At 71.9% G+C, this 21,822-nt stretch carries 18 protein-coding genes; 10 read left to right on the forward strand and 8 right to left on the reverse strand.

Annotation, left to right across the window (positions count from 1 at the left end):
- Positions 1 to 44 precede the first annotated feature (44 nt).
- From AB0B86_RS01420 to AB0B86_RS01455, 8 genes are all read left to right on the forward strand, one after another.
- The gene (locus tag AB0B86_RS01420) at positions 45 to 1,823 is read left to right on the forward strand and encodes an ABC transporter ATP-binding protein (protein WP_357415044.1); all 1,779 of its coding nucleotides are present in this window, start codon (positions 45 to 47) and stop codon (positions 1,821 to 1,823) included.
- Positions 1,824 to 1,869: 46 nt separating this feature from the next.
- A complete protein-coding gene (locus AB0B86_RS01425) occupies positions 1,870 to 2,520 on the forward strand; it encodes a TMEM175 family protein (RefSeq protein ID WP_357414830.1) in 651 nt (216 codons plus the stop codon).
- Positions 2,521 to 2,616: 96 nt separating this feature from the next.
- A complete protein-coding gene (locus AB0B86_RS01430) occupies positions 2,617 to 5,712 on the forward strand; it encodes an NACHT domain-containing protein (RefSeq protein ID WP_357414832.1) in 3,096 nt (1,031 codons plus the stop codon).
- 63 nt (positions 5,713 to 5,775) lie between these two features.
- Positions 5,776 to 6,507, forward strand: a complete 732-nt coding sequence (locus tag AB0B86_RS01435) for a restriction endonuclease (protein WP_357414834.1) — start codon at positions 5,776 to 5,778, stop codon at positions 6,505 to 6,507.
- Between the two features lie 163 nt (positions 6,508 to 6,670).
- Positions 6,671 to 8,143 carry a hypothetical protein gene (locus tag AB0B86_RS01440; protein WP_357414836.1) on the forward strand — a complete coding sequence of 491 codons (1,473 nt, stop codon included), beginning with the start codon at positions 6,671 to 6,673 and terminating at the stop codon, positions 8,141 to 8,143.
- A 52-nt stretch (positions 8,144 to 8,195) separates the two neighbouring features.
- Complete coding sequence (locus AB0B86_RS01445; protein ID WP_357409538.1) at positions 8,196 to 8,534, forward strand: hypothetical protein; 339 nt, start codon at positions 8,196 to 8,198, stop codon at positions 8,532 to 8,534.
- A 213-nt stretch (positions 8,535 to 8,747) separates the two neighbouring features.
- A complete protein-coding gene (locus tag AB0B86_RS01450; protein ID WP_357414839.1) occupies positions 8,748 to 9,128 on the forward strand; it encodes a hypothetical protein in 381 nt (126 codons plus the stop codon).
- Positions 9,129 to 9,237: 109 nt separating this feature from the next.
- Complete coding sequence (locus tag AB0B86_RS01455; RefSeq protein WP_357414841.1) at positions 9,238 to 10,188, forward strand: DUF559 domain-containing protein; 951 nt, start codon at positions 9,238 to 9,240, stop codon at positions 10,186 to 10,188.
- A 48-nt stretch (positions 10,189 to 10,236) separates the two neighbouring features.
- Here AB0B86_RS01455 and AB0B86_RS01460 read toward each other — a convergent pair whose 3' ends face one another.
- Positions 10,237 to 11,124 carry a hypothetical protein gene (locus tag AB0B86_RS01460; protein WP_357414843.1) on the reverse strand — a complete coding sequence of 296 codons (888 nt, stop codon included), beginning with the start codon at positions 11,122 to 11,124 and terminating at the stop codon, positions 10,237 to 10,239.
- Between the two features lie 293 nt (positions 11,125 to 11,417).
- Between AB0B86_RS01460 and AB0B86_RS01465 the strand changes: the two genes are divergently transcribed.
- Entirely contained in the window at positions 11,418 to 11,867 is a 450-nt protein-coding gene (locus tag AB0B86_RS01465) for a ribonuclease domain-containing protein (RefSeq protein WP_357414845.1), read from the forward strand.
- Between the two features lie 77 nt (positions 11,868 to 11,944).
- Positions 11,945 to 12,313, forward strand: coding sequence for a barstar family protein (locus AB0B86_RS01470; RefSeq protein ID WP_357409583.1), 369 nt, complete (start codon positions 11,945 to 11,947; stop codon positions 12,311 to 12,313).
- A gap of 202 nt (positions 12,314 to 12,515) precedes the next feature.
- On the opposite strand, the gene AB0B86_RS01475 is transcribed toward AB0B86_RS01470, so the two are convergent.
- The 7 genes from AB0B86_RS01475 to uxaC all read right to left on the reverse strand — a co-directional run bounded on the left by AB0B86_RS01475 (position 12,516) and on the right by uxaC (position 21,800).
- Positions 12,516 to 14,003 (reverse strand): FAD-binding oxidoreductase, encoded by a 1,488-nt coding sequence (locus AB0B86_RS01475; RefSeq protein WP_357414847.1) that lies wholly within the window; start codon positions 14,001 to 14,003, stop codon positions 12,516 to 12,518.
- Positions 14,004 to 14,152: 149 nt separating this feature from the next.
- Positions 14,153 to 14,881, reverse strand: a complete 729-nt coding sequence (locus AB0B86_RS01480; protein WP_357409587.1) for an HD domain-containing protein — start codon at positions 14,879 to 14,881, stop codon at positions 14,153 to 14,155.
- Positions 14,882 to 14,962: 81 nt separating this feature from the next.
- Complete coding sequence (locus AB0B86_RS01485) at positions 14,963 to 16,312, reverse strand: polysaccharide lyase family 1 protein (RefSeq protein WP_357409589.1); 1,350 nt, start codon at positions 16,310 to 16,312, stop codon at positions 14,963 to 14,965.
- 65 nt (positions 16,313 to 16,377) lie between these two features.
- On the reverse strand, positions 16,378 to 17,562 hold the full coding sequence (locus AB0B86_RS01490; RefSeq protein WP_357409591.1) for a Gfo/Idh/MocA family oxidoreductase: 1,185 nt from the start codon (positions 17,560 to 17,562) through the stop codon (positions 16,378 to 16,380).
- Between the two features lie 19 nt (positions 17,563 to 17,581).
- Positions 17,582 to 19,075: a mannitol dehydrogenase family protein gene (locus tag AB0B86_RS01495; protein ID WP_357414849.1), complete on the reverse strand. Its 1,494-nt coding sequence runs from the start codon at positions 19,073 to 19,075 to the stop codon at positions 17,582 to 17,584.
- Complete coding sequence (locus AB0B86_RS01500; protein ID WP_357414851.1) at positions 19,066 to 20,370, reverse strand: enolase C-terminal domain-like protein; 1,305 nt, start codon at positions 20,368 to 20,370, stop codon at positions 19,066 to 19,068. Before AB0B86_RS01500 ends, AB0B86_RS01495 begins: the two co-directional genes overlap by 10 nt.
- Positions 20,367 to 21,800, reverse strand: coding sequence for a glucuronate isomerase (uxaC, locus tag AB0B86_RS01505; protein ID WP_357414853.1), 1,434 nt, complete (start codon positions 21,798 to 21,800; stop codon positions 20,367 to 20,369). Before uxaC ends, AB0B86_RS01500 begins: the two co-directional genes overlap by 4 nt.
- Positions 21,801 to 21,822: the final 22 nt, after the last annotated feature.

A 21,822-nucleotide genomic window follows, 5' to 3' on the forward strand; every position in this document is an offset into this window, starting at 1 on the left:
TAATGTCTCCGATCGAAGGGCAGTGCTCCTTGGAACCCACCCCCATGGGCCGCGACCGCGGCCGCCGCGCCGTCAGCGCCGAAGAGAAGACCCAGGCCCGCCAGGTGTCGCTGCGGCGCATCGGCCGGCTGTTCACCCCCCACCGGCCCGCGCTGGCCGTGGTCACCGTGATCATCGTGCTCTCCTCGATCATCGCGATGGCCAGCCCGTTCTTGCTGCGCGCCGTGATCGACAGGGCGCTGCCGCAGGGTGACGTGACCCTGCTGGTCTGGCTGGTCCTGGGCATGGTCGCCGTCGCGGCCGTGACCTCCGTCCTCGGCGTCGTGCAGACCTGGATCTCCACCCAGGTCGGGCAGCGGGTCATGCACCGGCTGCGCACCGACGTCTTCAGCCACCTGCAACGCCAGTCGTTGGGCTTCTTCACCCGCACCCGCACCGGCGAGGTGCAGTCCCGGATCACCAACGACATCGGTGGCATGCAGTCGGTGGTCACCTCGACCGCCACCGCCGTCGCGGCCAACCTCACCACTGTGGTCGCCACCGCCGTGGCGATGGTCGCGCTCTCCTGGCAGCTCTCTCTGGTCTCGCTCGTGGTGCTGCCACCGGCGATCTGGCTGACCCGCCGGGTCGCCCGGATGCGCCGCGAGATCACCGACCAGCGCCAGCGCGAACTCGCCGACCTCAACGTCACAGTCGAGGAGGGGCTCTCGATCAGCGGCGTGCAGTTGGCCAAGACCCTCGGCACCGGGCCCGCGCTCATCGACCGGTTCACCGCCTCCTCGGAGCGGCTCGTCGACCTGGAACTGCGCAGCGAGCTGGCCGGCCGCTGGCGGATGGCCTCGATGAGCGTCATCTTCGCCGCCGTACCGGCGGTCATCTACCTCGCCGCCGGGCTGCCGGGCACCGCCGGCACCCTGAGCATCGGTACCCTTGTCGCGTTCACCGCCCTGCAGGGCGGCCTGTTCCGGCCGCTGATGGGCCTGCTCAACGTGGGCGTCTCGCTCACCGCGTCACTGGCGCTCTTCGCCCGGATCTTCGAATACCTCGACCTGCCGGTCGACGTGGCCGACCCCGCCGAGCCGGTCCGCCTCGACCCCGCCCGGGTCCGCGGCCACCTGCGCCTGGAGGACGTCACCTTCGGCTATCCGGGCAGCGACACCGCCGCCCTCGCCGGCATCACCCTCGACGTGCCCGCCGGCACCAGCCTCGCCCTGGTCGGCGAGACCGGCTCCGGCAAGAGCACCCTCGCCGGACTGGTCAGCCGCCTGCACGACCCGACCGCCGGTCGGCTCACCGTCGACGGTGTCGACCTGCGCGACCTGCGCCTGGTCGACCTGGCCGCGATCGTCGGCGTGGTCAGCCAGGAGACGTACCTGCTGCACACCACCGTCCGGGAGAACCTGCGCTACGCGCGCCCGGACGCCACCGACGCCGAGATCGAGGACGCCGCCCGGGCCGCCCAGATCCACGACCTGATCGACAGCCTGCCCGACGGGTACGACACGGTGGTCGGCTCCCGCGGCCACCGCTTCTCCGGCGGTGAGAAGCAGCGGCTCGCCATCGCCCGTACGCTGCTGCGCGACCCGCGCATCCTGGTCCTCGACGAGGCCACCAGCGCGCTGGACACCGAGACCGAGCGGGCGGTGCAGCGGGCCTTCGACGTGCTCGCCGAGGGACGTACCACGATCACCATCGCCCACCGGCTGTCCACGGTGCGTCACGCCGACCAGATCGCGGTGCTCGACCACGGTCGGATCGTCGAGGCCGGCACCCACGACAGCCTGCTGGACCGCAACGGCCGCTACGCCACGCTGGCCGCCTGAACCGACATCGCCCGGTACAAAGCGGGGCATAGAGCATTATGAGAGGGTGAATGCCCAGGGCGTCGCGCCACCACTGACCCGTCAACCGGGCCGGCTGGTGTCCTTCAGCGACGGAGTCTTCGCCATCGCCGTGACGCTGCTCGTGCTGGAGATCCAACCGCCACCGGACTTCGGGCACCTCCTCCGTGGCCTCGGCACGCTCTGGTCGTCGTACCTGGCGTACGCGCTGAGCTTCCTGCTCATCGGGCAGGTGTGGGTCAACCACCACGTCATGTTCGACTACGTCCGACACGTCGACCGGGGCGTCCTGTTCCTCAACACGGTGCTGCTGATGGTCATCGCGTTCCTGCCGTTCTCCACGTCGCTGCTCGCCGGGGCGCTGCGCGCGGAGCAGGGACTGCGGACCGCTGTCCTCGTCTACGGCGGCACACTGTGGATGGCAGCGGCCCTGTTCAACATCATCTGGCGCTACCTGCGCCACGCCGCACTGCTGGCCCCCACCCTCGGGGCCTTCGGCGTCCGGACCATCGGCCGCCGCTTCGCGCTCGCGCTGCTCTGGATCGGCTCCGGCATCATCGCCGGCGCGTTCGTACCGATCGCGGGAGTCGCCATCATCGCCGGCTTCCTGCCCGCCTACTACCTGCCCATCCGAGGCGAGTACGGCGAGCACGCCCCGGCCACCGACCAGGCCGCATAGCCCCGCCGCTGGCCGTGCGCCCGGTGCCGCGTCGAGGTGTGCCGGCGTCCGGCGGCGGGGGTGTGCTGACGAGCGCGGCTCGACCACAATCGTGCGGTGCGTCGTCGCGGATGGAAATGGGGATCGCTGACGGCCGTGGCCGCACTGGCGGTGGGCGGCACCGCCTGGGTGTGGCTGCGGTACGACTTCGAGAAGGTCAACTGGAGCTGGGGCGTCGTCGCCGGCGTCATCGCCGTCTACGTCCTGCTGGACCAGGTCTTCCGGCCCGGGACGACAGGTTTCGCCGAGACCGCTGCACATCGGCGCGCCGCCGCCGACGAACTTGTGGAACTCATCCGTCGCGACCCGACCGACGACGCGCTGCTGCGCACCGTCGACGAGCCGTATCCGCTGCCGGTGCGCTGGCGCACCGCGCCCGCGCGGTTCCTGCCCTCCTGGCGCTCGATCGGCCGATCGAGCGACGCCGCCCCGATGGACCTCAGCGGCGGCGCCGGAACACTGTGGAGCTGCTACCGGAAGGTGCCCTCCGGGCGGCTGCTGCTGTTGGGCCCGGCCGGCTCCGGAAAGTCGGTCCTCGCGCTGCGGATGGCCCGGGAGCTGCCGCGACTCCGTGACCCGGACACCCCCGTGCCGGTGCTGGTGCCGGCCGACTCCTGGGACCCGGACCGGGAGACCTTCCACGACTGGCTGGTCGACCGGATCGCCCGGCGCTACCCGCAGCTCGCCGCCGACCATCCGCGCCGCGACGCCGTGCTGCGTGACCTCGTCGAGACCGACCTGGTCGTGCCGGTCCTCGACGGACTGGACGAGGTGCCCGAGGATCGACTGCTCGCCTGCCTCGACGAACTCAACGCGCTACCGACCCAACGATTCGTGCTCACCTGCCGGACCACCGTCTATGAGCGATACCTGAGCCAGGGCGAGAAGCTGCGCGGCACCGCCGTGGTCATGCTCGAACCATCCGCGTCCGCCGAGGTGGCCGACTACCTGGTCGACTCGGCGCCGCTGCACCAGGTGGACAACTGGACCACTGTGGCGACCGGGCTGACCGCTGCCCCCCAGCTGACCGCCGCGCTGAGCACGCCGCTGATGGTGGCGATGGCCCGCAGCGCCTTCGACCAACCCGGCACCGATCCGCGCGACCTCCTGCCGTTGGCACGCGAGCGGGGCCAACGCTCGGTCGAGGACGACCTGCTGACCCGTGCCGTGGACGCCGCGCTGCGCTCGCGTCGGGGCGCGCAGGGCCTGCGCCGCTGGGAACCCGCCACCGCCCGGCGCTACCTGGCCTTCCTCGCCGCGCACCTGGAGTCGCTCGACGTGCGCGAGTTCCGCTGGTGGCAGTTGAGCGCCGCCCAGCCCGGCCCCTTCTGGGCACTCGCCGCCGGAGTGCGGACCGCGGCGGCGGTGTGGCTGACGCTGACGCTCGCCGCGGACGCCCTCACCACGACCGCGACGCTTGTCACCCACCCACCGACCAGGGACGTCCTCGACAGCCTGGTCCGGGAGACCGGCACCCTCACTGTGACGGCGTTCGTGCTGGCCTTCGTCGTGGCGCTGATCCGAGGCTCGGGCCAGGTCGGTCGGGAACGACCCCGCCGGGTGGCGTTCGTCGGCGGGGTGCGGGCGTTTCGCGACGGGCTGCCCGGCGCGCTGTTCGTCGGCTTCTCGATCGCCGGTGTCACGCTCGCCTTCCTCACGGCCTACCCACCCACCCCGCAGCTGGTCGCGCTGCTCGACCGACTGCCCGGGGTACCCCCGTGGTCCGATCCAGCCCGCGCCGCCCTGGTGCTCGCGCTGTTGGGTGCGACGTACGCGGCCGTCCGGGCCGGACTTCGGGTGGATGTCGCCGCGCCCGCCTCCGAGTTGGAGGCGACGAGCGTTGTCGAGACCGTCCGGGCCGACCGGGCCGCCGGCGTCGCCTCCGCGCTGGCCGCTGCCGCCACCGGCGTCGTCCGGCTGCTCGTCATCGTCGCGGCCCTGCGTCTGACCGGGGTGGTGTCGGCCGTCCCGCCACTGCCCGAGCTGAGCTACGCCGGTATCGGGTTCGGGCTGGGCTGGTGGCTGCTCCGAAGCGGCGGTGGGGCCTGGATGCGCTTCGCGCTCACCCGTGCCGCCCTCGCCGTCCGGGGTCGCACCCCGCACCGGCTGCTCGCCTTTCTGGCGTACGCCGAGGCCGTCGGCCTGTTGCGCGACGGCGCGGGAGCCTACCGGTTCCGGCACGCCCGTCTGCAGAGCCGACTCGCCGGCGGGTCGGTGAGCGCGCGACGGGGCAGCCGACTACGCGAGGAGTTCGGCGTCGAACTCGCCCAGGCCGGCTACTGGCCGGAGGCGCTCGGGGTGTTCGGCGACGTCACCCGGGTGCGAGCCGCGAACATCGGGCACGGCGACGACCTGACGGTGGCGGCACTGCGCCGGGCCCTGCTGACCGGCGCGGCGGCGGGGCAGTGGACCGAGCTGGCGAGTCTGCTGGCCCTCATCCCACCTCCGGCCGAGCCGACACCCCTGGCGGTGCTGCGGCACCGCGTCAGCCGACTGGTCGCGGCCGGCGCCCCGCTGGCCCAGCTGCTCCGCGCGGCCGAGGAGCTACGCGACGCGGCGACCGCCGACCACGGGCGGGCAGAAGCGGACGCCGGGCCCGGCCGGCTGGCACCGGGAATCAAGGAGTTCCTGGCCGTCCTGCACCACCTCAGCGGCGACACCGCTGCGGCGCAGGCCCGTCTGGACCAACTGCTCCTCGACGTCGGCCAGGATCTCGGCGAACCGGTGCCCGTCGGCGCGGGCCTGCTGGCCGCGCTGCTGGTCGACGACAACCTCCTCTCGCTCGCCCTGTTCGTCTGCCACCAGGAGCTGCTGCTCGCCGACCAGCCACCCGACCGGGTCGACCTGCTGCTGCTCGTTGAAAGCTGGCGTTGGTCGGTCGAGGTGATGCGACAGCACACCGACGAACGCGCCGAACTGCACAACCGCATCCGGGCCGCGGTGGCCGATCGCCGTGCGCACCCGGGCGGTCGCAGGTGCGGCCGACGCGAGCTGGCCGAGCTGGGACTCCAGCTGTGCCACGCGCTCATCGAGCACCAGACGCTGGGTCCGCTCGCCGTCGTGGCGTCGCGCCGGCTGGGAGCCGTCCTCGCCGAACCCGACATCCTCGAACTGACGCTGCACCGAAGCGCACCCATGTGGCACGGCGGCTGACGAGGACACCGACTGTTGAACCGGGACGCGACACTGGGGTTTCCGTGACCGGGGAGGAGACTCGTGCCGTTCGTCAGAGCGCACACCAGGAGGAACGGCGCGCGGGTTCGGGCGCACTACCGCAGGCGGCGCTCCGGGCGCGTTCGACGAAGGTCGACGGTCCGCCGCCTCTCCGGTGGCGGCAGCCCGGCCAACGGCTGGCTTCTGGTGCTGGCCCCCGTCATCGGCTTCGTGCTCCTCGGCATTGTCGTCGACGTCGTGCGGCGGCACCCCTACTGGTCCGCGTTCCTGGTGCTCCTCATCGTCGCCGGGGCGATCACCGTGGGACTGCTCGTGTCGCGGCAACGCGCCCGCGAACGGGTAGAGCAGGCCCAGCGGGACAGGTTGATCACGGTCACCGACACCATGAGTGGCCCGGAGTTCGAGCAGTGGTTCGCCCGGATCCTGATGGCGTCCGGGTTTCGGAACGTGACGGTGTGCGGCGGCTCGGGCGATCGGGGAGCTGACGTTCTGGCGAGCGCCCCCGACGGCCGCCGCGTCGTGGTGCAGTGCAAGCGGCAGAGCGTCGGCAACCGGGTGGGCAGTGCCGCGATCCAGCGGTTCGCCGGCACCTGCCGGGACATCCACGGCGGCGAGATCTGCCTGCTCGTGACGAACAGCTACTTCACCGCGGGCGACGGCATCCGGATGGCCCGACAGCTCAACCTCACGCTCGTCGACCGGGAGGCGCTGGCGAGGTGGGCCTGGACGGGGAGTCCGCCGGTGGCGGCGCTCGGGGCGGTAGTGCCGCGCTGATGCGGGTCACAGTCGGAGCTTGCCCGGCGCTGGCAGCCATCCTTCTGACGCGGCTTCCGGCACTGAAAGATCATGGACAGCGGATTGCGGGCGCGGTAACTACTGTCCCGGCATGGCACCGTCGGTTCCCAGAAGTGTCAGTGCGACAGACGCTGCCGGCACGGTGAGCGGCCGAGCCGGCGGGGGTTCGGTGCTGCCCTCGGTGCCGAACGATCTGGCCAGTCGACAGATGTGCTGTGCCATGCACCTGCACCCGCCGTTGGCGGCGCAGGTGTTGCTGCACTACAGCATCGACAACCCGAAAGCGTGGTGCCCCCCGTTCGGGGTGGACGCGGTTGCGCTGGTGCGGCACGCCCGGGCGGCCGACACTCGGTGGCGGGAGCTGTACGGCGCGGTCGCGCTGACGCGATATTCGTTGCTCATCCTGGTCGCGCTCGGCGTCCTCCTCCTCTGGCGCGACGGAGTGGTCACGGCGCTGCTCGCGCTGCCGCTCATCGTCGTGGCCTGCGGAGTCGGGTGGCGCACCACCTTCCTCAGTCTTCAGCAGACCCGCGCGGCGGCGATCGACACCATGGCGGAGGAGAAGCCGCTGGCCACCCAGGCGCCAGAGCTCGACTCCGACCTGGAGGAAGGACTCGCCGCCCTGCAGGACGCCAACATGATCGTCTTCGAGGTTGACGCGGACAGCCCGTTCGTCGGCAGCGGCACCGAGATCGGCCGCTGGGCACTGCCACCCATCGACGTCAGCCGCAGTCGAGAAAAGAATCGAGACGGTACGCGACCACCTGCGACCTTCTCCATCCGAGAACTGCACGACGATCTGATCCGGCTCGCCGGGTCACGGCTCGGGCTGAGCGACATCGAGGTCACCAAACGGATCTACGTGCGGGGGGACGTGCTGCCGGACTGCGAGGGGCTGTTCCATCCCGACGAGGTACGCCCGCCGTGCCGGCTGGACACCTCCTGGGTGGATCTGGGCAGCGACGCGCCGGGGGAGCAGGCCAGGACGTACGTGTGTCTGGCGAAGAGCCTCGTGGGTAGCCAGATCGTCGTCACGCTCTTCGCCCGCTACACCCTCGAACAGGGCATTCTGTCCTGCGAGTTCGCCGCCTTCGTCCTGCCGCCCGTCCTTCGCGACTCCGCGCCCGCCACCGGGTTCTACGGTCTGTTCGGGGAGGATCTCAGCCCTCTTCATGGCCGTTCGACCACCTGGGCACTGACCATCGCGGCGTGGCGCACCTACGTCGCCGAGCTGTTCCGGCGCTCGGACCGGGGCATCGATCTGGCCGAGGCGCACGAGAATCGGACGCAACATCACTACGAGGCGCTCCAGGAGGGCCGACGCTACGACTACGGGGCGCCCTTCAGCGCGCGAGAGCTCGCCGCGACCACGAGCATCGAGAGCTACTTCGAGATCGCGGATGTGCGTGACTGTCTGTTACGGATGCAGCGAGGAGTGATCGACTGTCTGGTCGCGTTCCTGACCGACAAGGGGATCGACACGTCCGAGATAGCCGCCGGAAAGCAGCGGATCATCAACAACATCACCAACATCGGGGAGGTGTCCGGCCGGGGCAACATCTTCGGGAACCACGGACGGGTGTCGAATTTCGATCGCGATGACCAGGCGGCCTGATCGGTTGGTGGCCTGCGGCTCCGGCCGGTCGGCGACCAGGAAGTAGGAGTCAGTGAGTCAGTTCAACTTCGGCGGCGACATCACCGGTGAGGCGAACGTCTTCGGTGACCACGCGCAGGTGCACAACCGGAGCAACGACTTCAGTCGAGGCTCGGATCTCGCCGGTCTCGTCGCCGCAATGGTCGACGAGATCGCGAAGCACCGGACGGAGGTTCGCGAGGCCGAACGGCTGACCCAACTGGCAAGCACGGCTGCGGCGTACGCCGCCGAGCCGCGGCCCAACGTGGAGGGCATCCGCAGCCTGCTCCCGGCGCTGCTGGCAGGTGCCGGCACGGTGACCGCCGTCGCCGATGCCGTGCTGCGCGTCTCCCAGGCCGTCAACAGCCTGTGATGCGTCCGGCGACCACCTCCCACCGTCAACCCCCGAGCATGGGGGAGGCGCGCCCAGATCGGGTGGGTGGGGTGTGGTTCGGCCGGGCCGGGTGATCGTCGGCTCGGATGCCCGGGTCGGTCTGTGCTGGCGCGCCGAACGGCGGCCACGACGGCCGCTCCGCTGGGTGGAGTCGGGGCGGCGTCGATCCGGCTGAGCCGGTTTAGTTGGGCCATGACCGTGCCGCCTCCTCCCGACCTTCCGGTCTCGCCCGTGGGTGGGATGACCAACGACGAACTGGCGGACCTCGCTGCCAGCCGGGACGCCTACCGGGGCAGGGCTCTGTTCGAGTTGATCTATCGGGCGCGGACGGACGACGAGGCCGCCGACCAGCTCGACCGGTTGAGCCGGCTGGCCACCCTGCGCGAGGACCGCGTGATGCACCTGGTGAACCACGCCTGGGCGGCGATAGTCGGCCTGCTGGCCGCGGGGACACCACATGCGCGGGCGAGGGCCTACGCGGCGTTCGAGGCCCTTGATGGCAACGACCAGGCGAACCTTCTTGAGTATCTGGGGGTGGAGCGGATCGAGGACGCGGACGTCCCGTCAATGTGAGTCGCGGTGCGCGATACCACAGTCGAGCACGGTCCGGGCCGTTGTGCACAGGTCCTGTCGTTGTCCACAGCGGCCCGCGCGGCGGCAGGGACGACGGCATGGTGGGCTGGTGGACGTCCGACTGAAATCCCTGCTGGTACGCCGCGGCGGGTTGGTCACCCGCCGGGACGTGCTGGGCGTGGCGCCTTCGTGGACGCTTCAGGGAGCGTGCCGGGCCGGTCGACTGGTCCGGCTCCTGCCGGAGGTCTATGTCGATCGGTCACTCGTCGGGGATGCCCGGACCGAGTTGCCGATGCTTGCGCGGGTCGAGCCGGAGTTGGCTCGCCGCGCTGCGCTGGCGTACGGGGGCGGGCGGGCTGCGCTCAGCCGACTGACCGCGCTGGACGTGTGGGGTCTACGCCGTCAACCGCCGGGCGAGCCGGTGCATCTCGACCTGCCCGTGGGGTCGGGCCTGCGTGACTGGCCGCATCTCGTGGTGCGCCGCCGCCCCGGCTTCGCGGTAGAGCCGCCGCACGCGGTCATCCGGAGCGGGGTGCCGATCACCCGGCTCGACCGGACCCTGGTGGACTGCTGGCCGCTGCTGCCGACTGTCGACCGGCCGGGGCTGCTCATCCGTGCGGTAAATGAACGGCTCACCACACCGCAGCGACTCACCGCCGCTCTTGCCGAGGTGCCGAGGTTGACCGACCGCGCGTCGGTGCGCAGGCTTGTGGATCGGCTCCTCGCCGGCTGCCGCAGCCCCTTGGAGGTGTGGGGTCACGAGCACGTCTTCGTCGGCCCCGACCTGCCGACGTTCATCCGGCAGGCGCGGATGCGCGTCGGCGCTCGGACGATCTACCTTGACATGTACGCCGAGGCGGAGCGGGTCGACATCGAACTGGACGGCGCGACAAGCCACGGCGACCCGACCGAGCGCGAGATCGACCTCCGGCGTGACGCCCTGTTGGCCACTGTCGGCATCCTCGTCGTCCGCTTCAGCCACCGTCGTCTCCTGGCCGACCCGGCCCGGGTCCGGGAGGAGACCCGTGCCATCCTCGCCAGCCGCCGTCTCCGCCCATGATCACTTAATGCGGAGTAGTTACTGGCACCTCAGAAAAGCTGCCCAGCATTAAGTGATCATGAATCGAGGTGGGCTGGGTGGGCTGGGTGGGCTGGGTGGGCTGGGTGGGCTGGGTGGGCTGGGTCGGCTGGGTGGGCTGGGTGGGCTGTGGGTCGGGGTGGGAGGCGGGGTGGTTGGGGGGTCGGCGTGGTGGTGGAGGAGATCGGTGATCCATCTTGCGGCTGCCTGCTGGGTGCTGAGCAGGTGGTCGCGGGCGTCGGCGATGTCCTGGTCATCGGCGTGGGCGTTCAGGATCGTGGTCCACTGGCGGCTGAGTTCCTCGGCGTAGCGGGCCTTGCGTAGCTGCTCGTCGAACTGGTACTCCAGCTTCAGCATCCGGTCGACGTGCGGTTGGAGCGCCGGCATGATCCGCTCGTCGAGGCGGACGGCGGCGTCGGGGCGGCAGGTGATGACGAGGTCACCCCGCTGGTAGGTCCACTCTGGTTCGTCGGCCAGCGCCTGTTGCAGCGCCACCTCCAGGTCGGCGGCCCGATGCGGCGGTAGGTCCCGGGCGGCGTCGGCGGCGATCCGGGTCAGTCGCTGCACGGCGGTGGGCTGGAAGTACCGCACGTACCAGCTCAGCACCTCGGCGCGGAGGCTCACCGGCGACGACCAGGCGAACGTGGCGCGGATGTGGAAGGAGTACACGTAGCCGCGCGCGGGCACCGCGATCAGCCGGGGCGCGTCGCGTTGTTCGACGAGCGGGCCGGCGGGGGACGGGTCGGCAGCGGAGCCGACGGGGGCCTCGTCCTGGAGGGCGGCGACAAGCCGATCCCAGGTCCGCGCCCACCACCGCCACCCGCGGACACTCACGTCGCGGGCGACGGTCAACCAGCGGATGCCCCGATGTCGCCACTGGTCCGCGGGCCTCGGCCTCCCATCGGGGGCATCCGTCATGGGCACCCCTCCACGGTCACGGATCCGCAATCCACGCTAACAACCGGTGACCGGTATCCTCGCCGCCACGCCGGTGGGGGACGAGTCGGACCTGTCCGACACCGCGCTGTCGCTTGCTGATGATGAGTGCGTGGGTGCGGCGGCTGCGCGGGGGAGGGCGGATCACCGAGGATTCACCGAGCATTCTGGCCGGGTTGCGGCAACGAGGGCTGTCGATGTCGACAGGCAGCGGCGAGACTGGGATCCGATCCGACAGTGGCGCGGATCGATGGCTCGGAGTCTGGAGGCAGCCTGTGTCACACCTCGTTTCCCCGCTGGCCACGCTCGGCGCGATCCGCCGGCGTACCACCTCTCTCGCCCTGCTCCTCACCATGGTCGCCGCCGCGCTGGTCGGCCCGTCCGTGGTGGCCCCGCGGTTGGCGGACTCCGCCTCGGCGGCGATCTACAGCTCCTGCACTGTCAGTCGCTGCGCGGACGCCCGCACCGCCCGCTCCGGGTGGGCCGCCAAGGGGTTCCCGACCAGCCGCGCCTGGTACTCGTGGAGCGGCGGCCTGTCCAATTTCGCCGGCGGTCGTTTCTACAACTACGAGGGCCAACTGCCGACCAACGCCACCTACTACGAGTACGACGTCTACCCGCGCACCCAGGGCGCCGCCCGGGACGCGTACCGGATCGTGGTGAACCGCAGCACCGGGGTCACCTGGTTCTCGCCCAACCACTACACCGACTTCTACCGGCTCTGACCGGTCCCGGGCCGGTCGGTAGCGGTCTCGCCGCCGGCCGGCCCTGTGGTTTCGGTGCCCGACGGATCAGGAGAGACGTGCTGGCCGACGAGGACGACGGACGATCGCCGAACTGGTTGACCGTGTGCCGTGACGACGCGCAGGAAGCGCCGGGCGCGGTGGTGCTGGCCGGCGCGGCGACCCGCACCCGGCCCGCGCTCTTCGCCGCGCTGGCCGACGCGCTGGCCCTGCCAACCCACCTCGGACACACCTGGGACGCCCTCGCCGACGCGCTCCGGGACCGGTTGGCCGCCGGGCCGCTCACCCTGTTGGTCAGCGACGCCGGTCAGCTGTTTGTCGACGAGCCGGCCGATCAGTACGCCCTGCTGTGCACAGTGCTCGGCGACCTCGCCAGCTCCGCACCCCACCCGCTGCGCGTGGTCCTGCGGGAGGCCCCGCCCTGCTGACCGCTCCCGCGCGCCACGACGGTACGCCAGCCCCGGGGCCGATGACGTCGCACGGCTGCTTGCGGCGTCCGGAGGCGCACGGTCCGATGGGCATAGATGTGACGCTGAGGTGTGTCGCTCGTGAGCAAGCCGGCCCGCCCGTGTCGTGCCGGGCGCTGGCCGGCGGCGCGAGTGGGGTCACCCGCGCCGCCGGCCACCGAGGTCAGTGGGTCGCGGGCGGGATGCTCTGCTCGTACTGGAAGACGTTGTGCGGGTCGTACTTCGCCTTGATCTTGCGCAGCCGCGGGAAGTTGCGACCCCAGTAGGCCTCCTCCCACTCCGCCATGCCGATGTTCGGCACGTTGACGTAGGCGCCGTCCACGTAGGGCCGCAGCGCCAGGCTGAACTCGGCGATCCAGGCCTGGGCGAGCGGGGTGATGGCGTCGTCGCTGTCCGGTTCGCCGCGCGTGCCCCAGCCGACGCCGGGCTCCGAGTAGAAGAGCGCGTCGCGGTGCGGGAACGCCGCCCCGCCGAAGGGCTCCTGCCGTTGGGCGCCCCGGCCGAAGGCCTGGGTGAAGAAGTTGCTGTCCGGTGACGGGGCCTTTTCCATGAACTGGCGGACGATGCTGATCGCCTCTGCCGGGAAGGGCTGCCTGGTGAACTGTGAGTAGAACTTCCACTTCGCCGGCTCTTCGTCGTTCGGGATCTGGAATCCGGCGTACGTCTCGCTCCAGCCGCCGATCTGCACGCTGACCTCGGGATTGCCGATCGAGAGCAGCGGCTCCAGCAGCCTGCGCGCCTCCGCCTCCGAGCCCTCGGCGAGCACCGCGAACAGCAGGATCGAGTCCGGGTGGACCTCGACCTGAGTGCCGAGCCGAGGATCGCTGAACGGTGCGGTGTGCTGCCAGGTGTCGAAGACCTCGCGCAGATTGTCGAGGCCCGGCCAGGTCACCTGCAGGTAGGCGACGCTCGCCAGGGGAGCCACCTGGTAGGTGAGTGACGTGACGATGCCGAAGTTGCCGTTTCCGGCGCCGCGCAGCGCCCAGAGCAGGTCCGCGTGCTGCCACGGGTCCACCTCGAGCACCTTGGCGCCGTCGGCCCCGGCCGCGACGACGATCTCCGCCCCGATCAGGTTGTCGCAGGCCATGCCGAGGTAGCGGGTGAGGAACCCGAAGCCGCCACCGAGGGTCGCGCCGGACAGGCCGACGGTCCCCTCCGTTCCGGTCGTGGCCGCGAGGTCGTACTCCCCGAGTGCGGTGACCGCTTCGGACTGGTTGAGCCCGGCGCCGAGCTTCGCCGTGCGCGTGGCGGTGTCGATGTGGACGTCCTTCAGCTCACTGACGTCGATCACGAGGCCGTTGTCGACGTTCGACCAGCCCTCCAGGCTGTGCCGGCCGCTGCGCACCCGCAGCGCGACGTCGTGCTGCCGGGCCCAGGTGAGGGCGTTGACGACGTCCTGCGTCTCCTGGGCGAAGACGATCACCAGCGGGTAGCGCACGAACAGTTCGTCCCAGCCGAGGCTCGCCTGCGCGTAGTCGGGGCTCTGCGGATGAACGATCCGGCCGGTCAACGTGGCCGGCGGGTACTTGTCACCGAAGGACGGGCCGTCCGCGGCCAACGCCGAACTGCCGGCAATCATGCCCGGGAGGGCGACCGCTCCGGCACCGACGGCCGTTGCCTTGAGCAGGTCGCGACGAGAAAGGTCGCGCATGGTCCGAGTCCTCTCGATCGGGGGCGCGTCGGAACTTCGATCGAGAGGACTTCTGCCTCCCAACTGACGCAAAATCACCGTAATGCCGCAGCAGGAGGCAAAGATCCGAGAGCTTGTCACAAAACCCGGTCGAGTGATGATTGCGCAGGTCAGTTGGGGTGGGCGGGCTGGTCCAGGATGGCGCTGAACCGCTCCTCGGCGAGGTCGAGCTGGCCGAAGATGTGCCGCTTCACCACCGCCGACAACGGGGTGTCCGGCCGGCCGATCAGGTCCCGGAAGAGTGGCACCAGCGGCCGGTACTTCCGGGCCGACGAGACGACCTTCGGCCCAACCGTGTGGATCACCCCGACGCCGTTGTCGGTGAAGTCCGACACCTTGATCACCCGGGCCCAGGGCTCGCGGTCCAGGCTGACCGCCAGGTGCTCGCGGTACTGCGTGTTGCGGTCCCGCTCGGGGTCGTACACCGGGTTGGTGACGGCGGCGACGAGCGTCGCGACGCGCGTGCCGAACCGCGCGGCGAGCGCGGCCAGCGCGGCAGCGGTCGGGTCGGTGCCGGCGGCACCGTCGGCCAGCTCGACCGGGTGGTCCTCGACCGCGTCGTGCAGCAGGCCGGCGACGATCACGTCCACGTCGCGCACCTGGTAGTGGTGCATCAACCGGATCGCCACCCGCAGCAGGTGGTTGAGGTACGGCTCGCGGACGCGCCGGTCGTCGCGGTGCAACTCGGCGGCGAGGTCGAGCGCGGCGGTCAGCCGCGCACGGGCGGCCTCGTCGAACTGCTGGACCTCCAACCGGAAGCGTTCCAGCAGGCCCGGTTCGCCGTGGATCTCGGTGATCGCGTGCATCGGCATGCTGCCCAGGTGCGGCGGGAAGTCCATGCGTCACTTATAGCCGATCTTCACCACATCGATGAGCCCAAACGTCGCCGACCCGACCGCGGGCCCGACCCGGTCGCGCGGTCAGGTCGGCAGCCGGTCGGCCCCGGCGAGGGGATTCACCAGGAGTGGGACCAGCGGCGCCGGTAGCGCGGGATCGTGGCGCAGGGTGGGCGTCCAGCCCGCGTCGGCGGCCAGGTCCGGATCGTGGCTCGCGTTGTACGCGGCCAGCAGGTCGACAGGCCGGGCCGGTCCGGCGCCCTGGCGCACCCAGGACCCTCGCTCGGTGAGCCCGGTGCCACCCCAGTCGTAGAGCAGGTCCGCCGGGTCGACAGTCGGGTCCAGTGTGAAGAAGTTGTGCTCCGCGTGGATCGCCGACTGGACCCCGACGCCGAGGGCGTACTGGAAACCCTCCCCGCCGAGCCGGTAGTGGTTGTTGTAGACGTCGACCTGACCGAAGCGCACCCGGGGCAGCCGTTGCAGCACACCGTCGAAGAGGTTGTGGTGCACTGTGACCTTCAGCCGGTCCACGTCCGGGCCGACGGTGTTCGACGAGCCGATCAGCATCAGCTTGTCCCGCCCGGTGAAGCGGTTCCAGGACGCGGTGACCAGGCTGGCGGTGTGGGTGACGTCCAACGACCCGTCGTGCACCTGGTAGGGCCGCCCGAAGTAGACCGGCTGGGCGCTGTCCGGGTTGGCACCGTCGGTGAAGCTGTTGTGGTCGACCCAGACGTGCTCGCTGCGGCGGACCGAGATCTGGTCGTACTGGCTGTTCCAGTTGCCGGCCTCACCGTCGGTCGGGGACCAGGCGGGGAAGCAGTCCCGGGCGTCGACGAAGGTCAGGTTCCGGACGATGACGTTCGACGCCCGGTCGATCATGAGAGTGAGCCCGGTCAGCCGGGCGCCACGCAGCCCGATGATCGTCGTGTTGGGGCCGACGTTGATCTGGGTCTGGCGGGTCTGGTTCGCCACCGAGCGCACCCGGGCCTCCTCCACCGGCCCGGCCGGCGCCACCCGACCCCACGCCGCCGGGTCGTACGTGGCCAGGTAGGTGTCCAGCCGGTACCCCGGATCGGCCAGATCGGCGCAGCTCAGCGGCGTACCGTCCGGTCCCTCGAAGCCGTCGATGGCGCCGTCGACGTAGATGAGTTTCGCTGTGGCATCTGTGGCGTTGCTGGCGTTGTCACCGCCAAGCGCGGCGACCAGCTCGGCCCGGGTACGCACCACCCGGGTCCGTTCGGGGCTGGCCGCCGAGCCGCCGGTGGTGCCGGCACCCTCGGCCGCCCAGCCGTCGCGTTCGGGCAGGGACTGTCGGCCGAGGTGACGGGCCAGCCAGGAGAGCCGCTCGGTGGACCGGACGTCGGCACGGGCGGGGCCCGGTGCGGCGACGAGCAGGAGGGCGAGCACCAGCAGGCCGAGGAGGGGTCTACGCATCGCTGTTGTCCCTTCACGTGCTGACGAACTGTCCGATGAGGCCCGCCGGAGTCGGGGCGGGCCGCCTATCTCGTCACGTCCGCGCGGTATCCGGCGGTCGCCCACGGCACCGCCAGCTCGCTCGGCAGCGCCCCCCGCTCGGCCGCCCGACGCAACACGTCGATCACGCCCCGCAGTTGGCGGACCCGCTGCGCGCCCGACCCGACGTCCGTCACCAGGTCGCCGTCGAGCAGTCGCGGTTCGGGGGCGGCCCGCAACGCGTCCAGCAGGGCGGTGAACGGCGCGGTACGGGCCAGCGGGGCGATGAGCGGCACCCCCGACGGGTCGTCCCGGTGCGCGAGCAGGTTCTCCAGCAAGCCCTGCCGCCCCGGGATCCGGCGGGTCACCACGTCCCCGGGCAGCCGCAGCCGGTCCGTCGGGTACTCAAGCACCGCCTGTCCCGCCGTACCGGTCACCGTCACCTCGCCCGGCACGAACTCCTCAGCGGCCAGGGTCACCGCCACCAGCACGGGTGGGCCGGCGCGCAACAGGATCCGCAGCACCGCGGTGTCCTCCACCTCGATCGGCCGGACCCGGTAGCGCTCCACCTCGATCGCCACCGGCCAGGGCGGCGCCCCGCCCAGCGCCTCGGCGACCGCCAGGCACTGCATCACCGCGTGCGCGAGCGGGTTGACAAGCGCGCCGTCCAGCACCGGCCGGCCGTCCAGGCTGCGTCGACCGGCCCACGGGGAGCGGACGAAGTAGGCGTCCGGCCGTTGCCAGGCGGCGACCGTGGAGATGCCGGTGACGGTGCCCAGCCGGCCCGCGGCGAGCGCGTCGGTGAGCGCGGTGAGCGCCGCCGAGCCGAGCGCCTGGAAGCCGACCTGCGCCACCCGGCCGGCGGCGGCGAGCGCCCAGGTCAGCTCCTCGTGCTCGGCGAGCGACAGCACCGGCGGCTTCTCCAGCAGCAGGTCCGCACCGGCGGCCAGGGCGTCCCGGGCGATCGCCAGGTGGGTGTGCGGCGGGGTGCAGATCACCACCACCTCCGGTCGGGTGGCGGTGAGCATCGCCCGGTGCCCGGTGAACACCTCGACCCCGGGTGGCACCGGTGCCGCCGGATCGTCCTGCACCGGCTGGACGTCGACAAGGGCGACCAGCCGCAACCGGCCGGCGGCGTGCAGCGGCGCGAGCACGCGCCGGTGCCAGCGGCCGTGCCCGTTCGCCCCGACCACCGCCACCCGGGGCGGCGTCGCTGTCGCCCCGCCGCTCACCGGTCACCGGCCGGGCGGCTCACCGGGCACCCGCCACGGTGGCCTCGACGCCGTGTCGTCCCAGCGCGGTCAGCCAGCCGATCACCTCGGCGCGGACCTCGTCGTCGGCGGCCACCTCCGCCGGGATGATCTCGCGGAGCGCGAAGACGGCGTCCACCGCGCCGGTCGGGGTCTGCCCGCCGGCGTCCAGGGCGGCCCGGATCGGCCCGGCCAGGGGGTCCTGCAACGGCAGCGGCCGGCCGTCGTCGGCGTACCCCAGCGCGAAGCGCAACCAGGACGCCACGACCAGCGCGCCCCAGCGCGCGGACCGGCCGGCCGCGCGCAGGTCGACGATGGTGTGCAGGACGCGTTGCGGCAGCTTCTGCGAGCCGTCCAGCGCGACCTGGAGGGTGCGGTGGTGGATCGCCGGATTGCTGAACCGGGCGAGGACCTGCTCGCCGTAGTCGACCACCCGGACCCCGTCCGGCGGGGTGAAGCTGGCCGCGACATCCTCGGCGATCAGCCGGCGCAGCACGTCGGCCAGGTGCGGGATCTCCAGCGCGTCGGCGATCGTCTCCCGCCCGGCCAGCGCGCCCAGGTACGCCACTGCCGAGTGCACGCCGTTGAGGGCACGCAGCTTCAACCGCTCCCACGGGCCGGCGTCGCCGGTGAGCACCGCGCCGGCGTGCTCCCAGCCCGGCCGGCCGCCGGGGAAGTCGTCCTCGATCACCCACTGCGCGTACGGTTCGGCGGCGACCGCGGCCAGGTCGGTCACGCCGAGCGCCCGGCGGGCCGCCTCGATCGTCGCCGGGGTGCTGGCCGGCACGATCCGGTCCACCATGGTGCCCGGGCAGGTGACGTTGCCGGCCACCCAGTCGACGAGCCCGGCGGGCACCCCGGCGGCACGCCCGACCGTCTGGTCGAGCATGCCGCGTAGTCGTCGGCCGTTGGCGGGCAGGTTGTCGCAGCTGACCAGGGCCACCGGTCCGGCGTCCGCCGCGGCCCGCGCGGCCAGCCCGCGCAGCAGCAGCCCCGGCACTGTGGTCGGTGGCCGGCCGCCGGCCAGGTCGGCGGCGAGCGCCGAGTCCGGGGACAGGTGCCCGGTCACCGGGTCGAGCTGGTACGCCTTCTCGGTGACGGTCAGGGTCACCACCCGCACCGCCGGGTCGGCGAGCAGCGCGACCACCGCGTCCGGGTCGTGGGGCGCGTGCCGCACACCGCTGAGGGCGCCCACCACCCGGGTGCCGCTGCCGGCGGCGGAGAGGGTGCTGACACTGAACAGGTTGTCCTGGGCGGCGAGCGCCTCGACGATCGCGGTGCTGCGCGGGGCGACGCCGACGATGCCCCAGTCCCCGCCGGCCGCGCCGACCGCCGCCTCGGTGAAGACCGCCTGGTGCGCCCGGTGGAACGCGCCGAGCCCCAGGTGGACGATGCCGGTCGGCACCGTGCCCGGCCGGACGAGGGGACGGGCCTCGGCGGGTAGCCGGCGCAGCACGCCCAGGCCGAGCCGGGAGGCGCCGACGGTCACCGCCATGCCGGGCCGTCCGGGAAGCGGAACTCGGCGATCGACGCCGGCTTCAGGGTGGCGCTGTAGCCGGGCTGTTCGGGAAGCAGGTAGCGGCCACCGCGGGTGCGGACCGGGTCGACGAAGTGCTCGTGCAGGTGGTCGACGTACTCGATCATCCGCCCGTCGAGGGCGGTGCCCACCCGCAGGTAGTCGAAGATCGCCAGGTGTTGGACGTACTCGCAGAGGCCGACCCCACCGGCGTGCGGGCAGACCGGCACCCCGAACTTCGCCGCCAGCAGCAACTCGGCGAGCACCTCGTTGACGCCGCCGACCCGGCAGGCGTCGACCTGCATCACCCCGATCGCCTCGGCCTGCAACAACTGCTTGAAGATCACCCGGTTGGCCGCCACCTCACCGGTGGCGACCCGGCACCGCCCGCCGGTCAGCTCGTCGACCGCCCGCGCGATCCGGGCGTGGCCCAGGATGTCGTCGGCGTGGGTCGGCTCCTCGATCCAGTACGGGTCGACCTCGGCGAGCGTGGCCATCGCGGTGATCGCCTCGTCGACGTCCCAGACCTGGTTGGCGTCCATCATCAGCAGCGCGTCCGGGCCGATCTCGGACCGGATGATCCGGGCCCGGCGCAGGTCGTCGGCGAGCGGGCCGCCGACCTTCATCTTCATCGCCCGCCAACCGTCGGCGTACGCCTGCCGGGTCAGCGCCCGCACCTTGTCGTCCGGGTAGCCGAGCCACCCCACCGAGGTGGTGTACGACGGGAAGCCGTCCCGTTCGAGCGTCGCCAACCGGTCGGGCAGGCCGTCGCGTCCCTTGTCGAGGATCGCCGCTGCGTCGTCGGGGGTGAGCGCGTCGCTGATGTGCTTGAAGTCGATGCTGGCGACGAGGTCGTCGGTGGACAGTTCGGTGAGGAACCGCCACATCGGCTTGCCGGCGAGGGTGGCCCGCAGGTCCCACACCGCGTTGACGAGCGCCCCGGTCGCCATGTGGATGACGCCCTTCTCGGGGCCCAGCCAGCGCAGCTGCACGTCGGCGCTCAGCGAACGCCAGAACGCCACCGGCTCGGCGGCGATCTCCTCGACCGTGCGCCCGCGGACGTGGTGGGCCAGCGCGCGGACCGCGGCGCAGGTGATCTCGTTGCCCCGGCCGTTGGTGAAGGTGAACCCCGCGCCGCTCGGCCCGGCGTCGGTGCCCAACTCGACGTACGTCGCCGAGTAGTCGCCGCGGTTGACCGCGTCGGAGCCGTCGCCGCGCGCGGCGGTCGGGAACCGCACGTCGTGCACCTCGACTGAGGTGATGGTGATGCTCACTGGTCACCGCCTTTGAAGTTGAAGGCCCGCTTGGGCAGCTGGTACGCCAGGTCGACGATGGTCTCGGCGGCCTCGTCCATGGGCAGCCGGTGCTCGGCGACCAGCCGGGCCAGGAAGCCGGCGTCCACCCGGCGGGCCACGTCGTGGCGTACCGGGATGGAGCAGAACGCCCGGGTGTCGTCGACGAACCCGGTGGTGTTGTAGAAGCCGGCGGTCTCGGTGACCGTCTCCCGGAACCGGCGCAGCCCCTCGGGAGAGTCCAGGAACCACCAGGGAGCGCCGAGCAGCAGCGCGGCGTACCCGCCGGCCAGGGGTGCCAGCTCGCGGGTGAAGGTGTCCTCGTCGAGGGTGTAGAGCACCACCCGCAGCCGGGGGTCGTTGCCGTGGCGCTCCAGCAGCGGGGCGAGGGCGTGCACGTACTCGGTGGCCTGCGGGATGTCGCCGCCGACGTCGCGGCCGTGCCGGGCGTGCAGCCACCGGTTGTGGTTGCGGACCGCGCCGGGGTGCAGCTGCATGACCAGGCCGTCGTCGAGCGACATCCGGGCGAACTCCATGAGCATGTGCGCCCGGAACGCCTCCGCGTCGGCGGCGTCGGCAGCGCCACGAAGGCCCCGGTCGTAGAGCCGTTCGGCCTCGGCCGGGCTCAGGTCCAGGGTGCGTGCGGTGGGGTGGCCGTGGTCGCTGGAGGTCGCCCCGGCGGCGATGAACGCGGCCCGTCGGGCCCGCAGGGCGGCCAGGTAGCCGGCGTAGGTGCCGGTGTCCTCGCCGGCCAGTTCGCCGAGCCGTGCCACGTTCGTCGACCAGCCGTCGAACTCCATGTCCACCACGTCGTCCGGGCGGAACGTGGTGACCACCCGGCCGCCCGGCCCGCCCCAACCGTCGGCGGCCAGCTTGGCGTGCTGGCTCAGGTCGTCGAGGGGGGATTCGGTGGTCGCGAGAACCTCGATGTGGAACCGTTCGAACAGCGCCCGGGGCCGGAAGTCCGGTTCGGCGAGCCGGGCCGCGATCTCGTCGTAGAGGGCGTCGGCGGTGGCCGGGCCGAGCGGGGTGTGCACGCCGAACACGGTGCGGAAGGTCTGTTCCAGCCAGAGCCGTGACGGGGTGCCCCGGAACAGGTGCCAGTGCGCGGCGAAGCGTCGCCAGATCGCCCGGCCGTCGGTCTGCACCGGGCTGCCGTCGCGGGTGGGCACGCCCAGCTCCGCCGGGGGAACGCCCTGGCTGAGCAGCATCCGGGTCAGGTAGTGGTCGGGCACGATGAGCAGCCGCGCCGGGTCCGGAAAGGGCTGGTCCTCGGCGAGCAGGGCGGGGTCGACGTGCCCGTGCGGCGAGATGATCGGTTGCTCCGCCGCGAGGGCGTACAGCTCCCGGGCCAGCGCGCGCTGGCCCGGTTCGGGCGGCAGGAGCAGGTCGGTGTGGTCGAGCGTCGGCACGGGGATGGGCTCCTCGTCTCCT

This window comes from Micromonospora sp. NPDC049047 (genome assembly GCF_040649135.1).
Lineage (GTDB): Bacteria > Actinomycetota > Actinomycetes > Mycobacteriales > Micromonosporaceae > Micromonospora.